The 22,705-nt window shown below is 51.2% G+C and carries 21 protein-coding genes; 17 read left to right on the plus strand and 4 right to left on the minus strand.

The genetic code is table 11. The annotated features are described in order from the left end of the window. Positions 1-2: 2 nt before the first annotated feature. From pheT to UC14_RS01565, 17 genes are all read left to right on the plus strand, one after another. A complete protein-coding gene (pheT, locus tag UC14_RS01485; RefSeq protein WP_112152168.1) occupies positions 3-2,390 on the plus strand; it encodes a phenylalanine--tRNA ligase subunit beta in 2,388 nt (795 codons plus the stop codon). Between the two features lie 4 nt (positions 2,391-2,394). Further along, positions 2,395-2,691: an integration host factor subunit alpha gene (gene ihfA / locus UC14_RS01490; protein ID WP_004089944.1), complete on the plus strand. Its 297-nt coding sequence runs from the start codon at positions 2,395-2,397 to the stop codon at positions 2,689-2,691. Positions 2,692-3,470: 779 nt separating this feature from the next. After that, positions 3,471-3,869, plus strand: a complete 399-nt coding sequence (locus UC14_RS01495) for a DUF2502 domain-containing protein (RefSeq protein ID WP_112197120.1) — start codon at positions 3,471-3,473, stop codon at positions 3,867-3,869. A 153-nt stretch (positions 3,870-4,022) separates the two neighbouring features. Further along, entirely contained in the window at positions 4,023-5,030 is a 1,008-nt protein-coding gene (gene btuC, locus UC14_RS01500) for a vitamin B12 ABC transporter permease BtuC (RefSeq protein ID WP_037035293.1), read from the plus strand. Between the two features lie 72 nt (positions 5,031-5,102). After that, positions 5,103-5,654, plus strand: coding sequence for a glutathione peroxidase (locus tag UC14_RS01505; RefSeq protein WP_112197121.1), 552 nt, complete (start codon positions 5,103-5,105; stop codon positions 5,652-5,654). A gap of 19 nt (positions 5,655-5,673) precedes the next feature. Then, on the plus strand, positions 5,674-6,423 hold the full coding sequence (gene btuD / locus UC14_RS01510; protein WP_013576127.1) for a vitamin B12 ABC transporter ATP-binding protein BtuD: 750 nt from the start codon (positions 5,674-5,676) through the stop codon (positions 6,421-6,423). Between the two features lie 348 nt (positions 6,424-6,771). After that, a complete protein-coding gene (arnB, locus tag UC14_RS01515) occupies positions 6,772-7,914 on the plus strand; it encodes a UDP-4-amino-4-deoxy-L-arabinose aminotransferase (RefSeq protein ID WP_013576125.1) in 1,143 nt (380 codons plus the stop codon). Next, positions 7,914-8,894: an undecaprenyl-phosphate 4-deoxy-4-formamido-L-arabinose transferase gene (gene arnC / locus UC14_RS01520; RefSeq protein WP_112197122.1), complete on the plus strand. Its 981-nt coding sequence runs from the start codon at positions 7,914-7,916 to the stop codon at positions 8,892-8,894. Before arnB ends, arnC begins: the two co-directional genes overlap by 1 nt. Beyond that, positions 8,894-10,876, plus strand: a complete 1,983-nt coding sequence (gene arnA / locus UC14_RS01525; protein ID WP_112197123.1) for a bifunctional UDP-4-amino-4-deoxy-L-arabinose formyltransferase/UDP-glucuronic acid oxidase ArnA — start codon at positions 8,894-8,896, stop codon at positions 10,874-10,876. The genes arnC and arnA overlap by 1 nt, the downstream gene beginning before the upstream one ends. A gap of 13 nt (positions 10,877-10,889) precedes the next feature. After that, a complete protein-coding gene (gene arnD, locus UC14_RS01530; protein ID WP_112197124.1) occupies positions 10,890-11,789 on the plus strand; it encodes a 4-deoxy-4-formamido-L-arabinose-phosphoundecaprenol deformylase in 900 nt (299 codons plus the stop codon). Beyond that, positions 11,789-13,459: a lipid IV(A) 4-amino-4-deoxy-L-arabinosyltransferase gene (gene arnT, locus UC14_RS01535; RefSeq protein ID WP_013576121.1), complete on the plus strand. Its 1,671-nt coding sequence runs from the start codon at positions 11,789-11,791 to the stop codon at positions 13,457-13,459. Before arnD ends, arnT begins: the two co-directional genes overlap by 1 nt. Beyond that, entirely contained in the window at positions 13,456-13,788 is a 333-nt protein-coding gene (gene arnE, locus UC14_RS01540) for a 4-amino-4-deoxy-L-arabinose-phosphoundecaprenol flippase subunit ArnE (RefSeq protein ID WP_013576120.1), read from the plus strand. Before arnT ends, arnE begins: the two co-directional genes overlap by 4 nt. Beyond that, positions 13,785-14,174, plus strand: coding sequence for a 4-amino-4-deoxy-L-arabinose-phosphoundecaprenol flippase subunit ArnF (arnF, locus tag UC14_RS01545; protein ID WP_013576119.1), 390 nt, complete (start codon positions 13,785-13,787; stop codon positions 14,172-14,174). The genes arnE and arnF overlap by 4 nt, the downstream gene beginning before the upstream one ends. Positions 14,175-14,328: 154 nt before the next feature. Continuing rightward, positions 14,329-14,808, plus strand: coding sequence for an NlpC/P60 family protein (locus UC14_RS01550; protein WP_013576118.1), 480 nt, complete (start codon positions 14,329-14,331; stop codon positions 14,806-14,808). A 96-nt stretch (positions 14,809-14,904) separates the two neighbouring features. Beyond that, positions 14,905-15,918 (plus strand): lipoate--protein ligase A, encoded by a 1,014-nt coding sequence (locus tag UC14_RS01555; RefSeq protein WP_112197125.1) that lies wholly within the window; start codon positions 14,905-14,907, stop codon positions 15,916-15,918. A gap of 516 nt (positions 15,919-16,434) precedes the next feature. Further along, positions 16,435-17,163, plus strand: a complete 729-nt coding sequence (locus UC14_RS01560; protein ID WP_112197135.1) for an EAL domain-containing protein — start codon at positions 16,435-16,437, stop codon at positions 17,161-17,163. A 142-nt stretch (positions 17,164-17,305) separates the two neighbouring features. Then, positions 17,306-18,760, plus strand: coding sequence for a YdiU family protein (locus UC14_RS01565; RefSeq protein ID WP_037035284.1), 1,455 nt, complete (start codon positions 17,306-17,308; stop codon positions 18,758-18,760). Positions 18,761-18,806: 46 nt separating this feature from the next. On the opposite strand, the gene UC14_RS01570 is transcribed toward UC14_RS01565, so the two are convergent. From UC14_RS01570 to UC14_RS01585, 4 genes are read right to left on the minus strand one after another with little or no spacing between them, the layout of a single operon-like run. Then, positions 18,807-19,595, minus strand: a complete 789-nt coding sequence (locus tag UC14_RS01570) for a heme ABC transporter ATP-binding protein (protein ID WP_013576113.1) — start codon at positions 19,593-19,595, stop codon at positions 18,807-18,809. Next, positions 19,588-20,616 (minus strand): iron ABC transporter permease, encoded by a 1,029-nt coding sequence (locus tag UC14_RS01575; protein ID WP_013576112.1) that lies wholly within the window; start codon positions 20,614-20,616, stop codon positions 19,588-19,590. Before UC14_RS01575 ends, UC14_RS01570 begins: the two co-directional genes overlap by 8 nt. After that, entirely contained in the window at positions 20,613-21,443 is an 831-nt protein-coding gene (locus UC14_RS01580) for a hemin ABC transporter substrate-binding protein (protein WP_112152174.1), read from the minus strand. The genes UC14_RS01575 and UC14_RS01580 overlap by 4 nt, the downstream gene beginning before the upstream one ends. After that, positions 21,440-22,477 carry a hemin-degrading factor gene (locus UC14_RS01585; protein WP_013576110.1) on the minus strand — a complete coding sequence of 346 codons (1,038 nt, stop codon included), beginning with the start codon at positions 22,475-22,477 and terminating at the stop codon, positions 21,440-21,442. The genes UC14_RS01580 and UC14_RS01585 overlap by 4 nt, the downstream gene beginning before the upstream one ends. Positions 22,478-22,705 lie beyond the last annotated feature (228 nt).

Raw genomic sequence — 22,705 nt, forward strand, 5'->3', positions numbered from 1 at the left:
ACATGAAATTCAGTGAACTCTGGTTGCGTGAGTGGGTAAACCCAGCCATTAGCAGCGAAGCATTATCAGACCAAATTACTATGGCCGGCCTGGAAGTTGATGGCGTTGAGCCGGTTGCAGGCGCATTTAATGGCGTGGTTGTCGGTGAAGTTGTCGAATGCGGTCAGCATCCAAACGCAGACAAACTGCGTGTGACTAAAGTCAATGTGGGCGGCGATCGTCTGCTGGACATCGTTTGTGGCGCGCCAAACTGTCGTCAGGGCCTTAAAGTTGCAGTTGCAACGGTGGGCGCCGTATTGCCGGGTGATTTCAAAATCAAAGCTGCCAAATTGCGTGGCGAGCCTTCAGAAGGCATGCTGTGTTCGTTCTCTGAGCTGGGTATTTCAGAGGATCACGACGGTATTATTGAACTGCCACTTGATGCGCCAGTCGGTACAGATATCCGTGAATTCCTGAAACTCGATGACACCACGATTGAAATCAGCGTAACGCCAAACCGTGCTGATTGCCTGGGTATCCTCGGCGTGGCGCGTGATGTTGCTGTCATCAACCAGTTGCCACTGGTTGAGCCGGAAATGAACCCGGTGAAAGCAACGATTGATGCCACCATCCCCATTGATGTGCAGGCGCCACAAGCGTGTCCGCGCTATCTGGGCCGTGTCGTTAAAGGCATCAACGTTAAAGCACCTACACCATTGTGGATGCGTGAAAAACTGCGTCGCTGTGGCACCCGTTCTATCGACGCCGTGGTCGATATCACGAACTACGTGTTACTCGAACTCGGTCAGCCAATGCATGCGTTTGATCTGAATCGCATCAGTGGTGGCATCGTCGTGCGCATGGCGCAGAAAAACGAAGCATTAACGTTGCTCGATGGCACAGAGGCGAAACTGGCGGAAGATACGCTGGTCATCGCAGACCATGAGAAAGCCCTGGCAATGGCCGGTATCTTTGGTGGCGAACATTCCGGTGTGAACGACGAGACGCAGGACGTCCTGCTGGAATCTGCATTCTTTGCTCCGCTCTCAATTACTGGCCGTGCACGCCGTCAGGGTCTGCACACGGATGCTTCTCATCGCTATGAACGTGGTGTGGATCCTGAGCTGCAGTTCAAAGCTATCGAACGGGCTACTGCGTTGTTGCTGAGCATTTGTGGTGGTGAAGCCGGTCCGGTCATTGAAGCGACCTCCGACGTTGATTTGCCGAAAGCGGCAACCATCACCTTGCGTCGTGAAAAACTGGATCGCCTGATCGGGCATCATGTTGAAGATGCTCAGGTGACTGACATCCTGACCCGTCTGGGGTGTAAGGTTCAGCATAATGGCGACCACTGGGTAGCTGTGGCGCCAAGCTGGCGTTTCGATATGCAAATCGAAGAAGACCTGGTGGAAGAAGTCGCGCGTGTCTACGGCTACAACAACATTCCTGATGTGCCGGTTAAAGCCAGTCTGGTGATGACCAAACACCGTGAAGCGAACCTTTCACTGAAACGTGTGAAAAATCTGCTGGTTGATCGTGGTTTCCAGGAAGCGATCACTTACAGTTTTGTCGATCCAAAAGTGCAGGCTCTGCTGCATCCTGGCGAAGAAGCGCTGATTTTACCCAGCCCGATCTCGGTTGAAATGTCTGCAATGCGTCTTTCCCTGTGGTCTGGCCTGCTGACTGCTGTAGTAAATAACCAGAATCGTCAGCAAAGTCGCGTACGTTTATTTGAAAGCGGCCTGCGCTTTGTACCTGATACGCAAGCCGATTTGGGTATCCGTCAGGACGTCATGCTGTCTGGTGTAATCTCCGGTACTAAAAATGAAGAGCATTGGGATCTGGCGCGTCAGGCAGTTGACTACTACGATTTGAAAGGTGATCTTGAGGCTATTCTTGAGCTTACCGGCAAAATGAACGATGTACAGTTCAAGGTGGAAGCGAATCCTGCGTTGCATCCTGGGCAGAGCGCAGCAATTTATTTACGCGGCGAACGTATTGGTTTCATTGGTGTAGTACACCCTGAGCTGGAACGTAAACTCGATCTTAATGGTCGTACCGTGGTCTTCGAACTGTTGTGGAATAAGGTCGCAGACCGCGTACTGCCTGATGCGAAAGAGATTTCTCGCTTCCCGGCGAACCGTCGTGACATCGCTGTTGTAGTGGCCGAAAACGTGCCCGCAGACGATATTTTGGCAGAGTGCAAGAAAGTTGGCGCAAATCAGGTAGTTGGCGTAAACTTGTTTGATGTGTACCGTGGCAAGGGCGTAGCTGAAGGTTACAAGAGCCTGGCTATCAGTCTGGTGTTGCAGGATACCGGCCGTACACTGGAAGAAGAGGAGATCGCCGCTACCGTTGCAAAATGTGTAGAGGCTCTAAAACAGCGATTCCAAGCATCCTTGAGGGATTGAACCTATGGCGCTTACTAAAGCTGAAATGTCAGAACACCTGTTTGAAAAGCTCGGGCTGAGCAAACGGGATGCCAAAGACCTTGTTGAAATATTTTTCGAAGAAGTACGTCGTGCTTTGGAAAATGGCGAGCAAGTTAAACTGTCTGGCTTTGGCAATTTTGATTTGCGTGACAAAAACCAACGTCCGGGACGTAACCCGAAAACCGGCGAAGATATTCCGATCACGGCGCGTCGTGTGGTGACTTTCCGTCCGGGACAGAAATTGAAAAGTCGTGTAGAGAATGCCACGCCGAAAGAATAAGTGAAAACATCAAAAAGGCCGCGAAAGCGGCCTTTTTTTTATCTGATTTTTAAGAGTGCAGTGTCATCGGAAACAATAGGTTTTAACGCTTTTAAGTAATTAGCACAGAAAGTGAAAAGATAGCGTTAAAGGGGTAGGCGGTTCAGGATTAGTCTGATAGATTAAATTTCAAGGCCTGAAAAGAACTTTGGTTTATTATTTATCCGGATGCCATTCAAATAAAACGGGGCCGAAGCCCCTATGGTAAGTCACTCATTATGTTCAGTTAATAATATGTACATATTAATATCTGAATAAAAGGCACCGGACAAATTAACCGGGAACGGGAGAATGGAATTATAAAAGGTGACTAGTGGTTATAGAACATACGAGGTCCACCCGGACCGCCGCCACCGTGCCCACCGCCGCCATGACCGCCACCACCAGGACCCCAAAATGGTGGGAATAAACAGCCACTGAGGCTGATGACAACCAGAGCAATGCTCAACAGAGCGAAAATACGACGCATAAAATACATCCTTCGTTTGAATAAACAGGTCGATTATAAATAGAATGCAGACAGGTTGTTGTCAGGCTTGCGTTAAGATTTGTTAGTGTCTTAATAGGAATTGAATAGATAACACACACCGTCTTGTTGAATTATTTCAACCAGGACATGTTTGTGTTTTTATTGTAAGGTCAGAGCAAGTTATCCGAAAATACGCTTATTTCTTATATTTTCTTCAATACCTGACTGATATAAAAATCACGTCATAAAAAATAAAGAAGGCGTAACTAACGTGAAAAAATCTCTCTTATTGCTTTGTTGTGCACTGGCTTTGCCTGTGATCGCGCAGGCAAATGTTTCTATTGACCTCAACGTACCTGGCGTATCACTTCACCTCGGGGATCAGGATCAGCGCGGTTACTATTGGGATGGCTATGACTGGCGTCCACCGCAGTGGTGGCGTGATCATCAGGGCCATCATTACGGTGAGCGTAATGAACATGGCATGTACTGGCACGGTAATCGCTGGGACGCTAAACCACCGCAGCGTAACCATGATAAGCCGGGGCGTAATCAGCCAGGACCGCAGCCCCATAACCCGGGCCGTCCGAACGGTAATGATCATCATGATAATAATGGTCATCAGGGGAACGGCCAGCCGATCCCGCCGAATGGTTATCAGGGACACTGATTTTCCCTGTAAATGCCCAACGTGTCCGAAGCCGGTGCTCAGTCACCGGCTTTTTCAATTTCTATTTATGGTATTCAGCCGTTCTTCGCTAGAGCTAACTGCCTAATATCGGTAGGATAGTCACTTCCCGTGAGCCCCAGGAATTAGCCATTCATGCCTATCCCGCAGACCTTTTCTGCCTTTGAACAGCAACAGAAATACCGTGACCGCCGCTGGTTATACGGGCTGGGTATGTTCTTGTTGTTGATATGGGTGTTCAGTCTGAGTGCGGGTGAACGCTGGCTGTGGCCGGATCAATGGCTCAGCACTGAGGCGCGTCTGTTCGTGTGGCAATTACGGTTTCCGCGCGCTGTCGCTGTCATTTTGGTGGGCGCAAGTCTCGCTGTCTCCGGGGCAGTGATGCAGTCGTTGTTCGAAAATCCTCTTGCCGAGCCCGGTTTACTCGGTGTTGCCAATGGTGCCTGCGTCGCGCTGGTTTTATGTGTCATGTTAAGCCACGGCCTGTTGCCTGTTTGGATCATGAGTCTGGCAGCCATCGCGGGCGCTCTGATTGTCACTTTCTTTCTGCTATATATTGCCCGTAAACGCCTTTTGACGAATGCCCGTATGCTTCTTGTCGGGATTGCTATTGGGATTGTCTGCAGTGCTTTAATGACCTGGGCGATTTATTTCAGCAACAATCTCGATTTACGGCAGTTGATGTACTGGATGATGGGCGGATTTGGCGGTGTTGACTGGAATCAGCTCTGGCTGGGATTAATGTTGCTGCCTGTTTTACTGTGGCTGGTCTTACAGGGGAATGCACTCAATCTATTGTCTCTCGGGACGCAGCAGGCGAGGCAACTCGGCATATCGCTGAACACCTGGCGTTATATTCTGGTGCTTGCCGTCGGCTGGATGGTCGGGTTGAGCGTCGCCTTATCGGGCGTCATCGGTTTTATCGGGCTGATCATCCCGCATATTCTCAGGCTTTGCGGGATCACCGATCAGCGCCGTTTGCTGCCCGCCTGTGCGCTTTGCGGCGCTTCAGTTTTACTGTTAGCGGATGTGCTGGCGCGAATTGGTTTATCTGCGGCGGAATTACCGATTGGTGTGGTGACTGCCACGCTGGGTGCACCGGTATTCATCTGGTTGCTGACCAGAACCGGACAAATCCGCTGATGCTTTTCGGTGTGTCGGCTATGCTGTTCACTGAAACCCTTCCCCTAACCTACAAATATCAGGACGAAAACGATGAGTAATGAAATTTATAATATCTCCCTGAAAACTATCGATGGCGAAACCACGACGCTCGGTGCTTATAAAGGTTCTGTATTGCTGGTCGTGAATGTGGCATCACAATGTGGCCTGACCAAGCAATATGAGGGGCTGGAAAATATCTACCAGGCCTGGCACGATCGTGGTTTTGAAGTGCTGGGGTTCCCGTGCAATGAATTCGGCGCACAGGAACCGGGCACTGAAGATGAGATCAAAACCTTCTGCACCACCCATTTTGGCGTGAAATTCCCGATGTTTAGCAAAATTAACGTCAACGGAGACAACCGTCATCCGCTGTATTCAGCGCTGATTGCAGCCTGCCCGACAGCCGTCAAACCGGAAGACAGCGCGTTCTACGAACGTCTGGCCAGCAAAGGTCGTCAACCTCTTAAGCCCGATGATATCTTGTGGAATTTTGAGAAATTCCTGATTGGTCGTGACGGCACCGTGGTTCAGCGTTTTGCACCCGATATGACACCGGAAGATCCGATCCTTATGGAAACCATCAAAGCCGCACTGGCGAAATAATTTGCGTGTGAATACACCAATGCTGGAATGTCGTGAGATAACCGTTGCGGGGCGGCTTAGCGCATTTAGCGCGCAGATTGTGCCGGGCTGTCGGATCCATATTATCGGCCCGAATGGCGCCGGGAAAAGCACTTTACTGACCCGTCTGGCGGGTATGTCGGCAGGGGGAGGCGAGGTTATTCTCGACGGACAACCGCTTGCCGACGTTCCCGGACCCAGGCTGGCACGTCTTCGCGCCTGGTTATGCCAGCAACTGACCCCGGCATCCCTGATGCCGGTATTTCAATATTTGTCCCTTCATCAGCCGCGAGAAGTGGATCCTGCTGTTCTTGAGCGCACGGTTTCATGTTTATGTGATGCTTTACATCTCAGCGATAAACTTGGCCGGCCGGTCACGCATTTATCCGGCGGGGAATGGCAGCGGGTGAGGCTGGCGGCTGCTTTATTGCAAGTGTGGCCGACGGTGAATCCTGATAGTCAGCTTTTATTCCTTGATGAGCCGATGAACAGCCTGGATGTTGCCCAGCAGCAGGCGCTGGATCAGTTACTTGCGGAGTTTTGCGCGGCAGGACGTTCCGTGGTGTTAAGCGATCATGATCTCAACCATACCCTCCATTACGCACATCAGATCTGGCTTATGTCGCAGGGTCAGGTGATGGCGGCGGGAAAATGTGCTGATGTCATGCAGCCTGAAATACTTTCAGACGTGTACAAAGTGGCATTTCAGATACACGAACTGGCAGGCAGGCAATGGATAATGGCGACCTGAGCTTAATGCATAGCGGTTTAATTATATTATTATTGGGGTTTACGCTTTACCCCAATTCTTATTTGTTCATAAAAAACGCAGAAGATGCATTGTTTTAATAAAGTTCATTTTTTTCATAAAAACATAATTTAATGTAATTGATTGTTATTAAATGATTTTTATTTTTTCCTGCTATTTAATTTTTGTTTATTTACTTTCTGTTTAGCTTCGCGTGACTGGTAAATCCTTAAGGTTAAATTAAGATTAAACCGACATCATAAGATCCATAATTTCATGACGGCGTTTACTTACTGTTAAATAAATGCGGTCTACAGTCGGTATCGGTAATTACCTTTTTGGGATAGCGTAATGGAAAACTTTTTGCCTTTTTCCCGTCCGTCTATGGGCGAAGAAGAAATAGCTGCAGTGGGGCAGGTTTTACGTTCTGGCTGGATCACCACAGGGCCACAGACTCATCAGCTTGAACAGGATTTTTCTGCCACTTTCGGTTGTAAGCATGCTATCGCAGTCAGTTCTGCGACCGGCGGCATGCATGTCACCCTGATGGCGCTCGGCATCGGACCGGGCGATGAAGTGATCACGCCTTCACAGACCTGGGTTTCAACCATCAACATGATTGTCCTGCTCGGCGCAGAACCGGTGATGATTGATGTTGATCCTGACACGTTGATGGTCAGTGCCGACGCGGTTGCTGCGGCTATCACGCCAAAAACCAAAGCGATTATCCCGGTGCATTACGCCGGCGCGCCTTTAGACCTTGACCCGATTTATGCTGTTGCTAATGAACACGGTATTCCGGTCGTGGAGGATGCTGCGCACGCGGCAGGCACAAAATACCGTGAACGCTGGATTGGCGCACAGGGGACAGCAATTTTCTCGTTCCACGCGATCAAAAATATGACCTGCGCAGAAGGCGGTCTGATTGCCACCGACGATGATGCTCTGGCTGAAAAAGTACGTGCGTTGAAATTCCACGGTCTGGCGGTTGATGCATTTGATCGTCAGGTGCTGGGGCGTAAACCGCAGGCTGAAGTGGTTGAGCCAGGCTTTAAATACAATCTCTCCGACATTCATGCCTCTGTGGCTGTCGTGCAGCTTAAACGTCTTGCACAAATGAATGCCCGCCGTGCGGAGCTGGCACAGCGTTATCTGGATAAATTACAGGGCTCACCTTATCTGCCAATGGCTGTACCGGCTTACCCGCACCTTCATGCGTGGCACTTATTCATGATCCGTGTGGATGAAGCGCGTTGTGGTATCAGCCGTGACGCACTGATGGAACGTCTGAAAGAGCAGGGGATCGGAACGGGTTTACATTTCCGTGCAGCTCACACCCAAAAATATTACCGCGAACGTTATCCGCACCTGAGCCTGCCAAACAGTGAATGGAATTCGGCACGTTTATGCAGTTTGCCGCTGTTCCCTGATATGCAGGACAGCGATGTGGACCGCGTTGTCGCGGCTCTTTTTTCCCTTCTGGAGGCGCAGTAGTGGCGCAATACGAACCAATCCGTAAAGTCTCGGTGGTTATCCCGGTCTACAACGAAGAAGAAAGCCTGCCGGCGTTGCTTTCCCGCACGCAGGCCGCTTGTCAGCAATTAACCCAGCAATACGAAATCATTCTGGTGGATGACGGCAGTTCTGACAGCTCCGGCGACATGCTCGCTGCCGCTGCAGAACAACCGAACAGCCATGTTATTGCCGTTTTGCTCAACCGCAATTACGGCCAGCATTCCGCCATTATGGCCGGTTTTAGCCATGTGACCGGTGATCTGGTCATTACGCTTGATGCTGACCTGCAAAATCCACCGGAAGAAATCCCGCGCCTGGTCGCCACTGCTGATGAAGGCTATGACGTTGTCGGCACCGTACGTGCAAATCGTCGCGATTCCTGGTTCCGTAAAACGGCATCAAAGATGATCAACATGATGATCCAACGTGCCACCGGTAAATCGATGGGTGACTACGGCTGTATGCTACGGGCTTATCGCCGTCACATTATCGAAGCTATGCTGCATTGCCATGAGCGCAGTACCTTTATTCCTATTCTGGCCAACACATTCGCGCGCAGAACCATAGAAATTCCGGTTCAGCATTCTGAGCGTGAGTTTGGTGATTCCAAATACAGTCTGATGAAACTGATTAACCTGATGTATGACCTGATCACTTGTCTGACGACAACACCGCTGAGAATGCTCAGTGTTGTTGGCAGTGTGATTGCCATCTTCGGTTTCCTGCTGGCGGTATTCCTCATTTTAATGCGCCTGATCAACGGCCCTGAGTGGTCTGCGGAAGGCGTATTCACGCTATTTGCATTGTTATTTATGTTTATCGGTGCGCAGTTTGTCGGTATGGGATTACTCGGTGAATACATCGGGCGGATCTACAACGATGTTCGTGCGCGTCCCCGTTATTTTGTTCAAAAAGTCGTCGGCGTTCGTTCCGAAGACCACAGTCAGGAAGAAGAGTAATGAAAGCGATTGTATTTGCCTATCATGATATTGGTTGTGTTGGTTTACAGGCTCTGGTTGACGCGGGTTATGATGTTCAGGCAGTTTTCACCCACACTGATTCCCCGAATGAAAACCAGTTCTTTTCTTCCGTTGCCCGTCAGGGCGCTGAGCTGAACCTGCCCGTTTATGCACCGGAAGATGTTAACCATCCATTGTGGGTTGACCGCATCCGTGCTTTACAGCCCGATATCATCTTCTCTTTCTACTACCGTAATATGCTGAGCGAAGAGATTTTATCTCTGGCGCCGCAGGGTGGCTTCAATCTGCACGGTTCATTGCTGCCGCGTTACCGTGGTCGTGCACCGGTTAACTGGGCGCTCCTCAACGGTGAAACCGAAACGGGTGTCACTTTGCATAAAATGGTCAAACGACCGGATGCAGGTGATATCGTTGGTCAGCGCAAAGTGGCGATCACTGGCGATGACACGGCGCTGAAACTTCATGCCAAAGTGCGTGAGGCAGCGAAAGCATTACTGACAGATCTGTTGCCGGAAATGAAAGCGGGTAACATCACACTGACGGCGCAAGACGAATCTCAGGCCAGTTACTTTGGTCGCCGTACCGCCGCTGACGGTGAAATTCACTGGCACAAATCGGCCACTGAAATTAATAACCTGATCCGCGCGGTGACTGAACCCTATCCCGGCGCATTCTCTTATCTCGGCCAACGTAAGCTGACTATCTGGCGCGCACGTCCGCTGGCAACTCAGCACGACAAACAACCGGGCACCGTGCTTTCTTCTGATCCGCTGACCATCGCCTGTGGCGAAGGCGCGCTGGAAATTCTGGCAGGGCAGAGTGAAAACGGCCTGTATGTACAGGGTTCCCGTCTGGCGCTGGAACTGGGCATTATGCCGGATATGCGTGTCGCAACGTTGCCCACGGCGGTGATGAAACGCCGTACCCGTGTTTTAATCCTCGGCGTGAATGGTTTTATCGGTAACCACCTGAGTGAGCGTTTGCTTCGCGAAGACCGCTATGAAATTTATGGCCTGGATATCAGCTCTGACGCGATCAGCCGCTTTATGGGTAATCCGCATTTCCACTTCGTGGAAGGCGATATCAGCATCCATTCAGAGTGGATCGAATATCACATCAAAAAATGCGACGTCGTTCTGCCGCTGGTGGCGATTGCAACGCCAATCGAATACACCCGTAATCCGCTGCGCGTATTCGAACTGGATTTCGAAGAAAACCTGAAAATTGTCCGCGATTGCGTTAAATACAAAAAACGCATTATCTTCCCGTCAACGTCTGAAGTTTACGGCATGTGTGATGATAAGGAATTCGACGAAGATCATTCCCGTCTGATTGTCGGCCCGATCAACAAACAGCGCTGGATTTACTCTGTTTCCAAGCAACTGCTGGACCGCGTGATCTGGGCTTACGGCGCGAAAGAAGGCCTGAAGTTCACCCTGTTCCGTCCGTTCAACTGGATGGGACCACGTCTGGATAACCTGGATGCTGCGCGTATCGGCAGTTCCCGTGCGATCACCCAACTGATTCTTAATCTGGTTGAAGGATCACCGATCAAACTGGTGGATGGCGGCGAGCAAAAGCGTTGCTTCACTGATATCAACGACGGTATTGAAGCGTTGTTCCGGATCATCGAGAACCGCGACAACTTATGTGATGGCCAGATTATTAACATCGGTAATCCGACTAACGAAGCGAGCATTCGTGAACTGGCAGAAATGCTGCTGAGCAGTTTTGAATCACATCCGTTGCGCGCGCAGTTCCCGCCGTTCGCTGGTTTCAATCTGGTGGAAAGCAGCACGTATTACGGAAAAGGCTATCAGGACGTGGAGCACCGTACGCCGAGCATCAAAAATGCCCGTCGTCTGCTTAACTGGAAACCGGAAATCGGCATGGATAAAACCGTTGCTGAAACCCTGGATTTCTTCCTGCGTTCAGTAAATCCTGACGCTGGCAAAGCCTGAAACGGTGCCCGTCATGAAGAAAGTGGGTCTGCGCATTGATGTGGATACCTGGAGTGGCACCCGCGAGGGTGTCCCTCAGCTTCTGCAAACTCTTGCAAATCATAAAATCACTGCCAGTTTCTTCTTCAGTGTTGGCCCGGATAATATGGGGCGTCATTTATGGCGCCTGCTTAAACCGCGCTTCCTGTGGAAAATGCTGCGCTCTAATGCGGCGTCTCTTTACGGCTGGGATATCTTACTGGCAGGCACCGCGTGGCCGGGTAAACTTATCGCGCGTGATCTCGGTTATCTGATGAAAGAAACTGCAAAACGCGGGCATGAAGTCGGGCTGCACGCCTGGGATCATCAGGGCTGGCAGGCAAAAGTCGGGAAATGGTCCGAGAAACAGCTGGAAGCACAAATCCGCCTGGGGCTGGATGCGCTCGAAAAAAGTTTGGGCCATGATGTCGAATGTTCGGCTGTCGCAGGCTGGCGTGCCGATGAGCGGGTTATCGAAGTCAAAGAACGTTTCCACTTTTACTACAACAGTGATTGCCGCGGAACGCGACCTTTCCTGCCGGTACTGGAAAACGGAACACTGGGCACTGTGCAGATTCCCGTGACGTTACCCACTTATGACGAAGTGGCTGGCGGCGAGATTAACGCCGATAACTTCAACGACTTTATTCTTGATGCTATTTCGAAAGAGCATGGTGTACCGGTTTATACCATTCATGCCGAAGTGGAAGGCATGTCACTGGCTAAACAGTTCGATGAATTGTTAACCCGTGCGTCTGCGCAGGGGATCCAGTTTTGCGCGCTGGGTGAGTTGCTGCCGCAAGATCTCAGTACATTGCCAAGAGGCAAAGTGGTTCGCGCCAGTTTCCCGGGTCGGGAAGGCTGGTTAGGCTGTCAGCAAGAAGGTTTTTCCTGATGTCGAAAACAATTAAAGGCTTGTGGGGCACGCTGATTTTGGTGTTCTTTGCCCTGGTTTACCTTGTTCCTCTTAACACCCGTCTCTTATGGCAACCCGATGAAACCCGTTATGCAGAAATCAGCCGCGAAATGCTCCAGCGCGGCGACTGGGTTGTGCCACATCTTCTCGGGTTACGCTATTTTGAGAAACCCGTCGCGGGTTACTGGTTTAACAATATCAGCCAGATGATTTTTGGCGACAGCAACTTTGCCGTGCGTTTTGGATCGGTATTCAGCACGGCGCTTAGCGCGATTTTAGTGTTCTGGCTGGCGCATCTTATGTGGCGCAACCGCCAGACGGCTTACACTGCGGCATTGATTTATCTGTCCATGACGTTGGTTTTCGGCATCGGGACTTACAGTGTGATGGATCCGATGATCACGCTGTGGATGACGGCCGCAATGGTCGCAAGCTATTTCTGCCTGCGGGTATCGCGTACACCGCAAAAAGCCCTGAGCTGGATTGCACTCGGGCTGGCCTGTGGTATGGGTTTTATGACCAAAGGCTTTCTGGCGCTGGCGTTACCGGTTATTGCGGTTCTGCCGATTATCTGGCGCGAAAAGCGTTTCAAAACCCTGCTTGGCTGGGGGCCCCTGGCGATTGTGAGTGCGGCGGTACTGAGCCTGCCGTGGGTGCTGGCGATAGCACACCGGGAGCCGGACTTCTGGAACTACTTCTTCTGGGTTGAGCATATTCAGCGTTTTGCTGAGGCTGATGCTCAGCACAAGGCACCTTTCTGGTATTACCTGCCGGTGCTGTTTCTGGGGGCGCTGCCATGGCTCGGGTTGTTACCGGGAGCTTTGCGGGCGGGCTGGACTCAACGCGTCATGCGTCCGGAATTGTTCTTCCTGCTGAGCTGGGCAATCATGCCGCTGATTTTCTTTAGCATTGCTAAAGGTAAATTGCCGACTTACATTTTGCCGTGCTTTGCGCCGCTTGCCCTGCTGATGGCGGATTATTTAGATAAGATCCTTGAGTCAGGAAAATTACGTGCACTGAAAGCCAATGGGACCCTCAACATCGTGTTTGGTGTGTTGCTGGCCGTGGCAGTTCTGTTGATCTCCGGCATATTACCTTTCCACATCAAAGCCGTGTTCAGTCGTTCTGAGTTGCCGCATGCCCTGATCGGTATTCTGTGTTTTGCCGTGTGGGCGCTGGCTGGCGCAGTGTCGCTGACGGATTTGAAAAAGCGCTGGTATTGGGCTGCCCTTTGCCCGCTGGTGCTGGCATTGCTGGCCGGACAGGCTATTCCGAAAAAAGTGATGGATTCCAAACAGCCACAGCCCTTTTTGACGCAAAATATGGCGTTGCTGAAAGACAGTCGTTATGTGCTGACAGATAACGTTGGTGTGGCAACCGCAGTTGCGTGGACACTCAAGCGCAGCGATATTCTGATGTTTGATGAAAAGGGTGAGCTGCAATACGGTTTGAGCTATCCGGATGCCAAAGACAATTTTGTCGATGCGGCACATTTCTCACAGTGGCTGCAACAAGCGCGTCAGGCAGGAAATGTCTCTCTGATCCTCAGACTTGACCGTAATGCTGCGGTGAAATCCTCTCTGCCTCCTGCGGATCAAACGGTGCGGATCGACCGTCAGGCACTGTTATTCTACAAAAAACTGCCATGACCGGTTTCCTTCTGGTTCTTGTCGTCAGCGTTGTCACCTGTGCCGGTCAGCTTTGTCAGAAGCAGGCCGCACAGGTTGCTGCGCATGGCATGGCGAGGGTTTTACGCTGGCTCGGGCTGGCGATATTGTTGCTCGGTATCGCCATGCTGTTATGGTTACGTGTATTGCAATTATTGCCGCTGAGCCTGGCTTATCCGATGCTCAGCCTGAATTTCGTCTTGATCACGCTGTGTGCCCGATGGTTCTTCGGTGAAGTTGTCGATGGCCGCCACTGGTGCGGCGTCGCACTGATCATGTGTGGTATTGCACTAATGAGTGTCAGCTTATGAAAGGATACCTGTGGAGTGCGGGAAGTGTTTTGCTGGTAACGGCGGCACAATTACTGATGAAATGGGGCATAGTGCAGATCCCGTTGTTTTCACTGGCCGCTATAGATACTCCCTTTATTGTTAGCCATTTACATGCCCTGATTGCCGTTTTTATGGGGCTGTGTGGCTATATATTATCGATGGGATGCTGGTTCTTTGCCTTGCGTTACCTGCCACTCAACCGGGCGTATACCTTACTGAGTCTGAGTTATGCGCTGGTGTATATTGCCGCAGTAACGCTGCCCTGGTTCAATGAAAGCATCAGCTTAAGTAAAACAATTGGCGGGTTGCTTATCCTGTCAGGTGTCTGGCTTATCCACAGTAAACCGGTAAAAAAATCCCATTGAATGATTTTTATGACGATAAAAAACATCATTAAACATTGGATGACGGATAAAATAGCGCTAAATTCTATTAGTTCTTAGATAACGGCGACTTATCCGGCGCGCGTAAACCTTCGCGTCTGGTCAGGCCGTGATGCTATTCGAGAAGGAATGCACTATGCGCTGCTCATCCGTATCCATGTATTCCCTGCTGGCCGTTGCCGCATTAATTCTTAACGGTTGCAGCAGCCACGCTCCGCCGCCAAGCGGCAGGTTTGCCGATTCTATTACTGTCGTGGCCGAGCTTAACGACCAGCTCAGCCAATGGCACGGTGCCCCGTATCGTTACGGCGGATTACAACCGAGCGGCGTTGACTGTTCTGGTTTTGTCTTCCGCACTTACCGCGATCGGTTTGGCGTCGTGCTGCCGAGAACGACCGCCGACCAGACCAAAATTGGCACCAAAGTGCCACGTGATGAATTGTTGCCCGGCGACTTAGTCTTCTTCAAAACCGGCAGCGGTGAAAATGGTTTGCATGTCGGTATTTATGATACTGCCGATCAGTTTATTCATGCCTCGACCAGCCAGGGCGTGACCCGTTCTTCACTCGACAACGTTTACTGGCGAAAAGTGTACTGGCAGGCGCGCCGTATCTGACACGGTGCCCAATCGCATTCCCCCTGATTTCACTGCGTATTTCATCCTGTTTTTTGCTGTTATTATCAAAGCAGACTCATTCAGGATGAATATGCAATGAAACCTCTCAGACTATTACTTTCCGATTCTTACGATCCCTGGTTCAATCTGGCCGTAGAAGATTGTATTTTCCGCGAGATGACCACGCAGCGTGTGTTATTCCTCTGGCGAAATTCCGAAACCGTGGTTATCGGGCAGGCGCAGAATCCGTGGAAAGAATGCAATACCCGCAGAATGGAAGAAGACGGCATTCGTCTGGCGCGGCGCAGCAGTGGCGGCGGGGCGGTTTTTCACGATCTCGGGAATACCTGTTTCACCTTCATGGCGGGCAAACCGGAATACGATAAAAGCGTTTCAACCGGCATTATTCTCAACGCACTAAAAACGCTGGGTATCGATGCTACTGCCTCGGGTCGTAACGATCTGGTGGTACAGACGCCGGAAGGCGAGCGGAAAATTTCCGGTTCCGCCTATCGTGAAACAGCCGACCGCGGCTTCCATCACGGCACGTTACTGCTTAATGCCGATCTCAGCCGTCTCGCCAACTATCTCAATCCGGACGTCAAAAAGTTGCAGGCGAAAGGGATCACTTCGGTGCGTTCGAGGGTCGCGAATCTCAATGAGTTTGTGCCGGATATCAATCATGAGCAAATTTGCCAGGCCGTGATTGCGGCATTTTTCGACTGGTATGGTGGGAATGTAAAACCTGAAATCATCTCTCCGGAGGTGTTTCCTGACATTCCGGGATTCCCCGAAAGATTTGCTAAACAAAGCAGCTGGGAATGGAATTTCGGGAAAGCACCGGCCTTCAGCCATTTACTGAACGAACGGTTTATCTGGGGCGGGGTGGATATTCACTTTGATGTGGAGAAGGGCAACATCAGCCGTGCGCAGATTTTCACCGACAGCCTTAATCCCGCACCGTTACAGAGATTAGCCGCGGAGCTGGCAGGCACGCGCTATCACGCGCAGGACGTCGGGGAAGCCTGCCAGCGCATCATTATCCGATATCCGGCGATGCAGGCTGAACTCACTGAACTGCAAAACTGGCTGGTGCGTTGTATCCAGTAAAGTTGAGAATGCCGGAGGTCGGTGATGATGACGAATAACCTCCGGTTTATTATTACCTTAGCAAAATTACTCATCATTCTTAAAAGCCCGGTTGTGAATCCCGTCACTTGCGCAATATTCCATAAGACACTATAACCATTAGCTAAAATATTTAGTAACATGCTTTTTGGGCATTAGCACAAAACAAAGCAGGAATTCTTGTTGAAAAAGGATTGATAGCGCTCACAAGGCAAGTTGCGTGTTTTCACCTCTGGCGATAAGATTAGTCTGAAATCCCTGTGTTGACTGTTATAACCCCTAAAAAGAAGGCAATAAGGGAAAGGCGTTTTTAAAAAACTTTGAATCGCAGCCGCTCGTGTGGTCGTCTCTGTACACTTACAACCGGACAGGCTCTTTATTGATATCAATTTCTCTAATATTTCGGTTTCGCCTCGGGGCTCCGGTATCTTTATGATCTGATTGATAGTCAAAAAAGTTATTAATCAATTAGTCGTGCCGTTGATGTTTTGGACAAAAATGAAAATACAATTCGATACGGCCTTTAACAGCAGCTACCTGTGCCAGCCGGTCTATACCATTGACGGGAAATTACTCGCCATAGAATTAATTTGCCGTTTTTCCAGCGCAGACAGCAAGTTAGTCATGCCCACAGAACTGGTACTGAACCTGTTAACACCGCAGCAGTTATTACGGTTTCTTAATGAGCAACAGATATGGGCGGGTGAGCATGCCCGATGGTTTAGCGATAATCAGGTTATTTTGAATATCAGTGTTGAGGAAAAACAGGTGGCCTTATTGCTGGAAGATGAAAATCTCCGCAATGCGTTCAGCATGCATACTTTCATTCATCTTAATCTGAGCGAGTCGTTTCCGCGTCTTTCCGAAGGCAAAAATAACCAGCAACTGGTTGCATTAAAACAATATTTTCCACTTTGTCTGGAAAGCTTCGGCTCAGGCACTATTAACATGGTGCCCGTTTTTGACCATCTTTTTCAGTGGGTGAAGCTCGACAAAAATCTTTTCTGGCAGCTCTGTGAGGGGGAACATTTCACTATCGTGATGCCCTCGCTGATAAGAAATGTTAACCGTTTTTGCCGTAATATTGTGGTCGACGGGCTCGACTCTCAGGACTATTTTGATGCGTTACGCAAAGTAGAAATACAAGGGGTGAAGGGTTTGCTATGGCCTGGTGTTGAGCCCGCTGAACTGGACAGCCTGCTTGTGCGGCCCACCCAATTTCACTGATCGTCGCAGGTTGTTTCACTCTCAGGATCCCGGCCAGCGCCTGCTGTGCCGGGATTTTTTATCACTCAAGGTCATAATCTCCCTGCATTCGCTCCGTGTTAATTAACGTCCCGCAGTCCTACACTATTAAAAAGGGGGATTTATGCCGCGATTTGAACATCATTATGCTGACCAGTTGCCTGACTTTTACACGCAACTGCAACCGACGCCGCTAAAAGGCGCACGGCTTCTTTATCACAGCGAACCACTGGCGCGTGAACTGGGGCTGGATGACTCGCTTTTCGATGCTCAGCATCGCGAATACTGGTGCGGTGAAAAACTCTTCCCCGGTATGCAGCCTCTGGCTCAGGTTTATAGCGGGCATCAGTTCGGCCAGTGGGCCGGACAACTGGGCGACGGACGGGGTATTTTACTGGGCGAACAGGTTTTACCTTCCGGAAAACGGTTCGACTGGCATCTGAAAGGGGCCGGGCTGACACCTTACTCACGAATGGGAGATGGTCGTGCGGTTTTGCGTTCTGTCGTGCGTGAGTTTCTCGCCTCGGAAGCGCTGCATCATTTATCGGTGCCGACAACGCGGGCGTTGACGATTGCCACCAGTGATGAGCCGGTTTTCCGCGAGCAGCCTGAGCGCGGTGCGATGCTGATCCGCGTGGCGGAAAGCCATGTTCGCTTTGGTCATTTCGAGCACTTCTACTACCGCAAACAGCCTGAACATGTCAGGCAACTGGCAGATTATGTCATCGCACATCACTGGCCCCGGTTGCTGGAAAGTGAGCCGGTTGACGCATCACGCTACCAGCAATGGTTTACCAGTGTGGTGGAACGAACCGCTGCACTGATTGCACAATGGCAAAGTATCGGGTTTGCACACGGCGTAATGAATACCGACAATATGTCGATTCTCGGACTGACTATCGATTACGGCCCTTACGGTTTCCTCGACGATTATCAGCCGGGTTATATCTGCAACCATTCCGATCATCAGGGGCGTTACAGCTACGATAATCAGCCGGCGGTGGCTTACTGGAACCTGCATCGTCTGGCACAAACGTTATCCGGCCTGATGTCCACGGAACAGCTCCAGACCGCGCTTGGCGAGTATGAACCGGCGCTGATGAGAGCCTATGGCACGCTGATGCGCGGCAAACTCGGTTTCTTTACCGAGAATAAACAGGATAACGATCTGCTCACCGGGCTGCTAAGTCTGATGGCGAAAGAGGGGCGGGATTTCACGCAGACTTTCAGGTTGCTCAGCCAGACAGAACAACAGCAGGCCGCGTCGCCTTTACGGGATGAATTCATCGACCGTGACGCTTTTGACAGCTGGTATCAGGCTTATCGTCAGCGTTTACAAACGGAAGATATTGATGATGCCACGCGGCAGGACGCCATGAAACAAAGTAATCCACGCATTATTTTGAGAAATTATCTGGCGCAGAAAGCCATCGAAAGGGCTGAAGTGGATGATATCAGTGCGCTGGAGCAACTTCACCAGGCATTGCGTGACCCTTACAGCGATGCGCCTCAATATGACGAAATGGCGAAACTGCCACCCGACTGGGGAAAACACCTCGAAATATCTTGTTCGAGCTGAGATAAAAAATGCCACATCTGAATGTGGCATTTTTATTGAACCGTCTCTACTGGCGTAAGAAAACTTGCGGCAATGCGGTTTCCGGATGCGGGCAGACGTTCAAATCGGCCTGATACCAGCGGCTCAGTATGGCCTCGCTCAGTACGTCAACGGGCGTCCCGCTGGCGACCACTTTTCCGCCGTGCAATAAAATAATCCGGTCGGCATACAACGCTGCAAGATTGAGATCATGCAGCACGCAACATACCGCCAGCGGCGTTTGCCGGGTTAGCTGTCGCAGCAAACGCAACGCGTGTTGCTGATGATATAAATCCAGCGCCGATGTAGGTTCATCGAGAAACAACCAGCGTGAGGAAGGGGCGGGTTGCCAGAGCTGGATCAGTACCCGCGCCAGTTGAACCCGCTGCTGTTCGCCCCCCGATAAATGGCGATAATCTCTTTCTGCCAGATTCAGACAATCGGTTTGCGTCATGACTTCAGTCAGTGCCCGTTGCATATTTTGCTGACCGTGCGGTGAACGCCCGAGTGTCAGTACTTCCCGCACGCTAAAGCCAAACGCCAATGTACTGTTCTGACGCATAACTGCCCGGGTGCGCGCCAGTTCCTGTGCTGGCCAGTCATTGAGTTGCCTTCCCTGAAGCGAAATCTGCCCCGATTGTGGCATCAGGTAGCCGGTCAGCATACGCATCAGTGTTGATTTTCCGGCACCGTTTGGCCCAATCAACGCCACCATCTCTCCGCTTTGCAAGCTGAGTGAAACATCGTCAATTAACCGGCGGCTATTGACGGAATACGTCAGATTTTCTGCAACCATTGATGAAGTAAAGTCAGACATTACGCGGAACTCCCGGGCGCAGGATCAGCCATAAGAAATACGGCCCGCCAATCAGGCTGGTGAGCAATCCCACCGGCATTTCTGCCGGAGCAACCAGTGTGCGGGCCAGCGTGTCAGCGAGCAAAAGCAGGCAGGCACCCGCCATGGCCGATCCCGGTAATAGCCAGCGGTGGTCTGCGCCAATACGCATCCGCAACAGGTGCGGGATCACCAGACCGATAAAACCGATCACACCAGAAACCGCGACAGCAGCCCCGACCAGCAGGGCGCTCAGCAGCAATAATTGCAACTGCGTGCGGCGGACATTCACACCGAGATAGTGCGCGTCTTCTTCACCTAATTGCAGGATATTCAGGCGCCGCGCCATGAACAGGGCCGCAACACAGGCTGGCAGGATCAGCGAAGAGGCCACAGCCAGTGTCGGCCATTGCGCCTGCCCGAGACTGCCCATGCTCCACAAAGAGAACTGGCGTAACTGCTGGTCATCACTGACGTAGGTCAGCACGCCGACAGCGGCACCGCACAGTGCATTGATGGCAATACCGGCAAGCAGTAAGCGCGATAACCCACCATGGCCGAAACGACTCAGTGTAAAGACGATGGCTGAAATGGCCAGACTGCCAGCAAATGCGCTGATCATATGGCTGTACAGGGCCAGCAAGGGTGGCAATGCCAGTGGCATCACTATAGTCAGGGCAACCGCAAGCGCCGCGCCGCTGCTGATCCCAAGCAGGCCGGGGTCCGCCAGCGGGTTGCGAAACAATCCCTGCATAACCGCACCGGAACTGGCCAGCGCGCAACCGACTACCACAGCCAGCAGCACGCGGGGAAGGCGGATTGTCAGCCAGACCTGCCATAAACTATCGCCAAATGGACGTGCGAGTAACGTCCTTAACGACAGTGACATCGCGCCGGTATTCGCGGCCATCACGGCCAGCACCAGCAGAGCGCCGCCAAGGCCAATCATCGCCCAAACTGGCGAACGGCGACCTGACGGCACCGGAGGGCTCATGCTACTCATTTTGCTTGTTCCGCAGCCTGACGAAGTTGTGCCATCACCGCAGGTGTTTGCAAACCAAAGCCCAGCAGGGACATATCATCGATGACCAGCACACGCTTATTTTTGCCCGCAGGCGTCATAGCAACACCCGGCAGTTTCCACACCTGATCCATTCCACCCAGGGTTTTAACTCCGTCAGCGGTCAGTAGCAGGATATCCGGCGCACCGGCAATCACCCCTTCCTGTGACAGCGGACGGTAACGACTGAATCCCTGCATGGCATTTTTCGCCCCGACAGACGTAATCATCGCATCTGCCGCAGTATTCTGACCTGCTGCCATAGATGACATGCCACCGTGGCTCATCACAAACAACATTTTTACCGGCAGGGCATCGTGTTGAATAGCAGAAATCTGCGAACGATAGGTCGCGATCAGTTTTTCACCTTCCGCCTGACGGTTCAGCGCTGCGGCAATTACTTCGATTTTATCCGGGACGATGTCCGCAGAAGGTTTCCCCGGCACACGAACCACTTTTACGCCGTTCTGCTCAAGCTGTTTTAACACCAGTGAGGGTTCTGCCAGTTCGCTGCTCAGCACCAGCGACGGGTGCATAGACAAAATCCCTTCAGTATTGAGCTGGCGCATATAACCGACGTCCGGCAGGGCCAGTACTGCCTGCGGACGCAAGCTGGTACTGTCGCGGGCGACCACTTCGTTGCCCGCACCGAGTGCGTAAACAATTTCGGTAACGTCACCGCCAATACTGACAAGCTTTTCAGCGGCATACAGCATCGGGGTCGCCAGCAATGCTGTAATAGCGGCCACCATTTTCAAGGTTTTGTTCATGCTGCAACACCTTCATTGCTAAGTTGCGCCAGTTGTTCCCGCCACTGAGTTTGTTCAGGATTGCCTTCGTTACGCTGACCGTAAAGTTGCGCGATCTGCGTACCATCAGCGGCAAATAACTCCAGGCTGGTCACGAAACCGTCTTTGGTCGGCTTACGGGTGATCCAGCTTTCCGCGATAGCACTTTCCACCAGATGCAGGGTGAACTGTTTGTTGAAGACGTTAATCCATTCACCGTGCGGCATGACCTTTTCAATCGGACCGGTGAAAATTTGCACGCAACCCCGGTTGCCTACAAAAATCATGATTTCGTTTTGGTCATCTTTGGCGATATTCAGTAAACGCGTCAGCGAGCCGTTATCGACGCGCCATGCCAGATCATCCCCGACAGCTTTAAACGCTTGCTGGCGGGTGACATCGTGACGTTTCAGCAACTGGAAGAACTGGTGAACGTCGGTCATTGCACGCCATTCAGCATCGAGAGTGCTGGTGTCGGCGGCAGTCGTCGGAGCCGGAACTTCAGGGGCGACTTCAATTTGCAGCGGAGGATTGACGTCACTTTTGTACTGCGCAATCAGCGCGTCCCATGCTGCCATGTCAGTTTCATCGGTGTTATACACTTTATGAACGGCATCACCGTGCGCATCGAAGAACTGAATGCTGTGGCGAACGCCGCGGGCCGTGGTTTCTGACAGGCTGAAAATGTGCAGCCAGTGTTGCAGGAACAAACGCAGGTCCAGCGCGCGTGGATTAAGGATCAGACCGGCGTGACCGCTGAGATGCTGATTCTCATAGCGACCTTCCTGCTCGTGTACGGCAAAGTTGTTACGGGTGATTGACTTGGTGCCACCGACATTCTCCAGAGCAGCCAGCAAGCTACGGGCATCAACATCCAGACGCGCAGCATCATGGGAAACACGTAAAGCCGTTAACTCAGCTTCGCTTATCCGTAAAATTCCCGCCAGATCGCGGGCATATTTACCGGGATTAGCTTCTTTTGCCTGTAAATAGTCCTGATAGTGAACTGAATGCATTGCTGTTTCCTCGTTGTCTAAAGTCACCCGCTCTTTGGCGGATAAAGCTTGCGATGTTATGTGAATGATTTGTAAAAATATTTATGGCAAGAGTACGTTTAATATACGCATGGTAATAGGAATTAATATCAATTTGATAATCATTATCAAATCATTACCTAAACACATCAAGAAAATTTTTGTCGCTGGAATGTAATTCTGTGGCGTTAACCCCTTAATTTAAGAGGG

This window comes from Rahnella sp. NRRL B-41462 (genome assembly GCF_003263525.1).
Lineage (GTDB): Bacteria > Pseudomonadota > Gammaproteobacteria > Enterobacterales > Enterobacteriaceae > Rahnella > Rahnella aceris.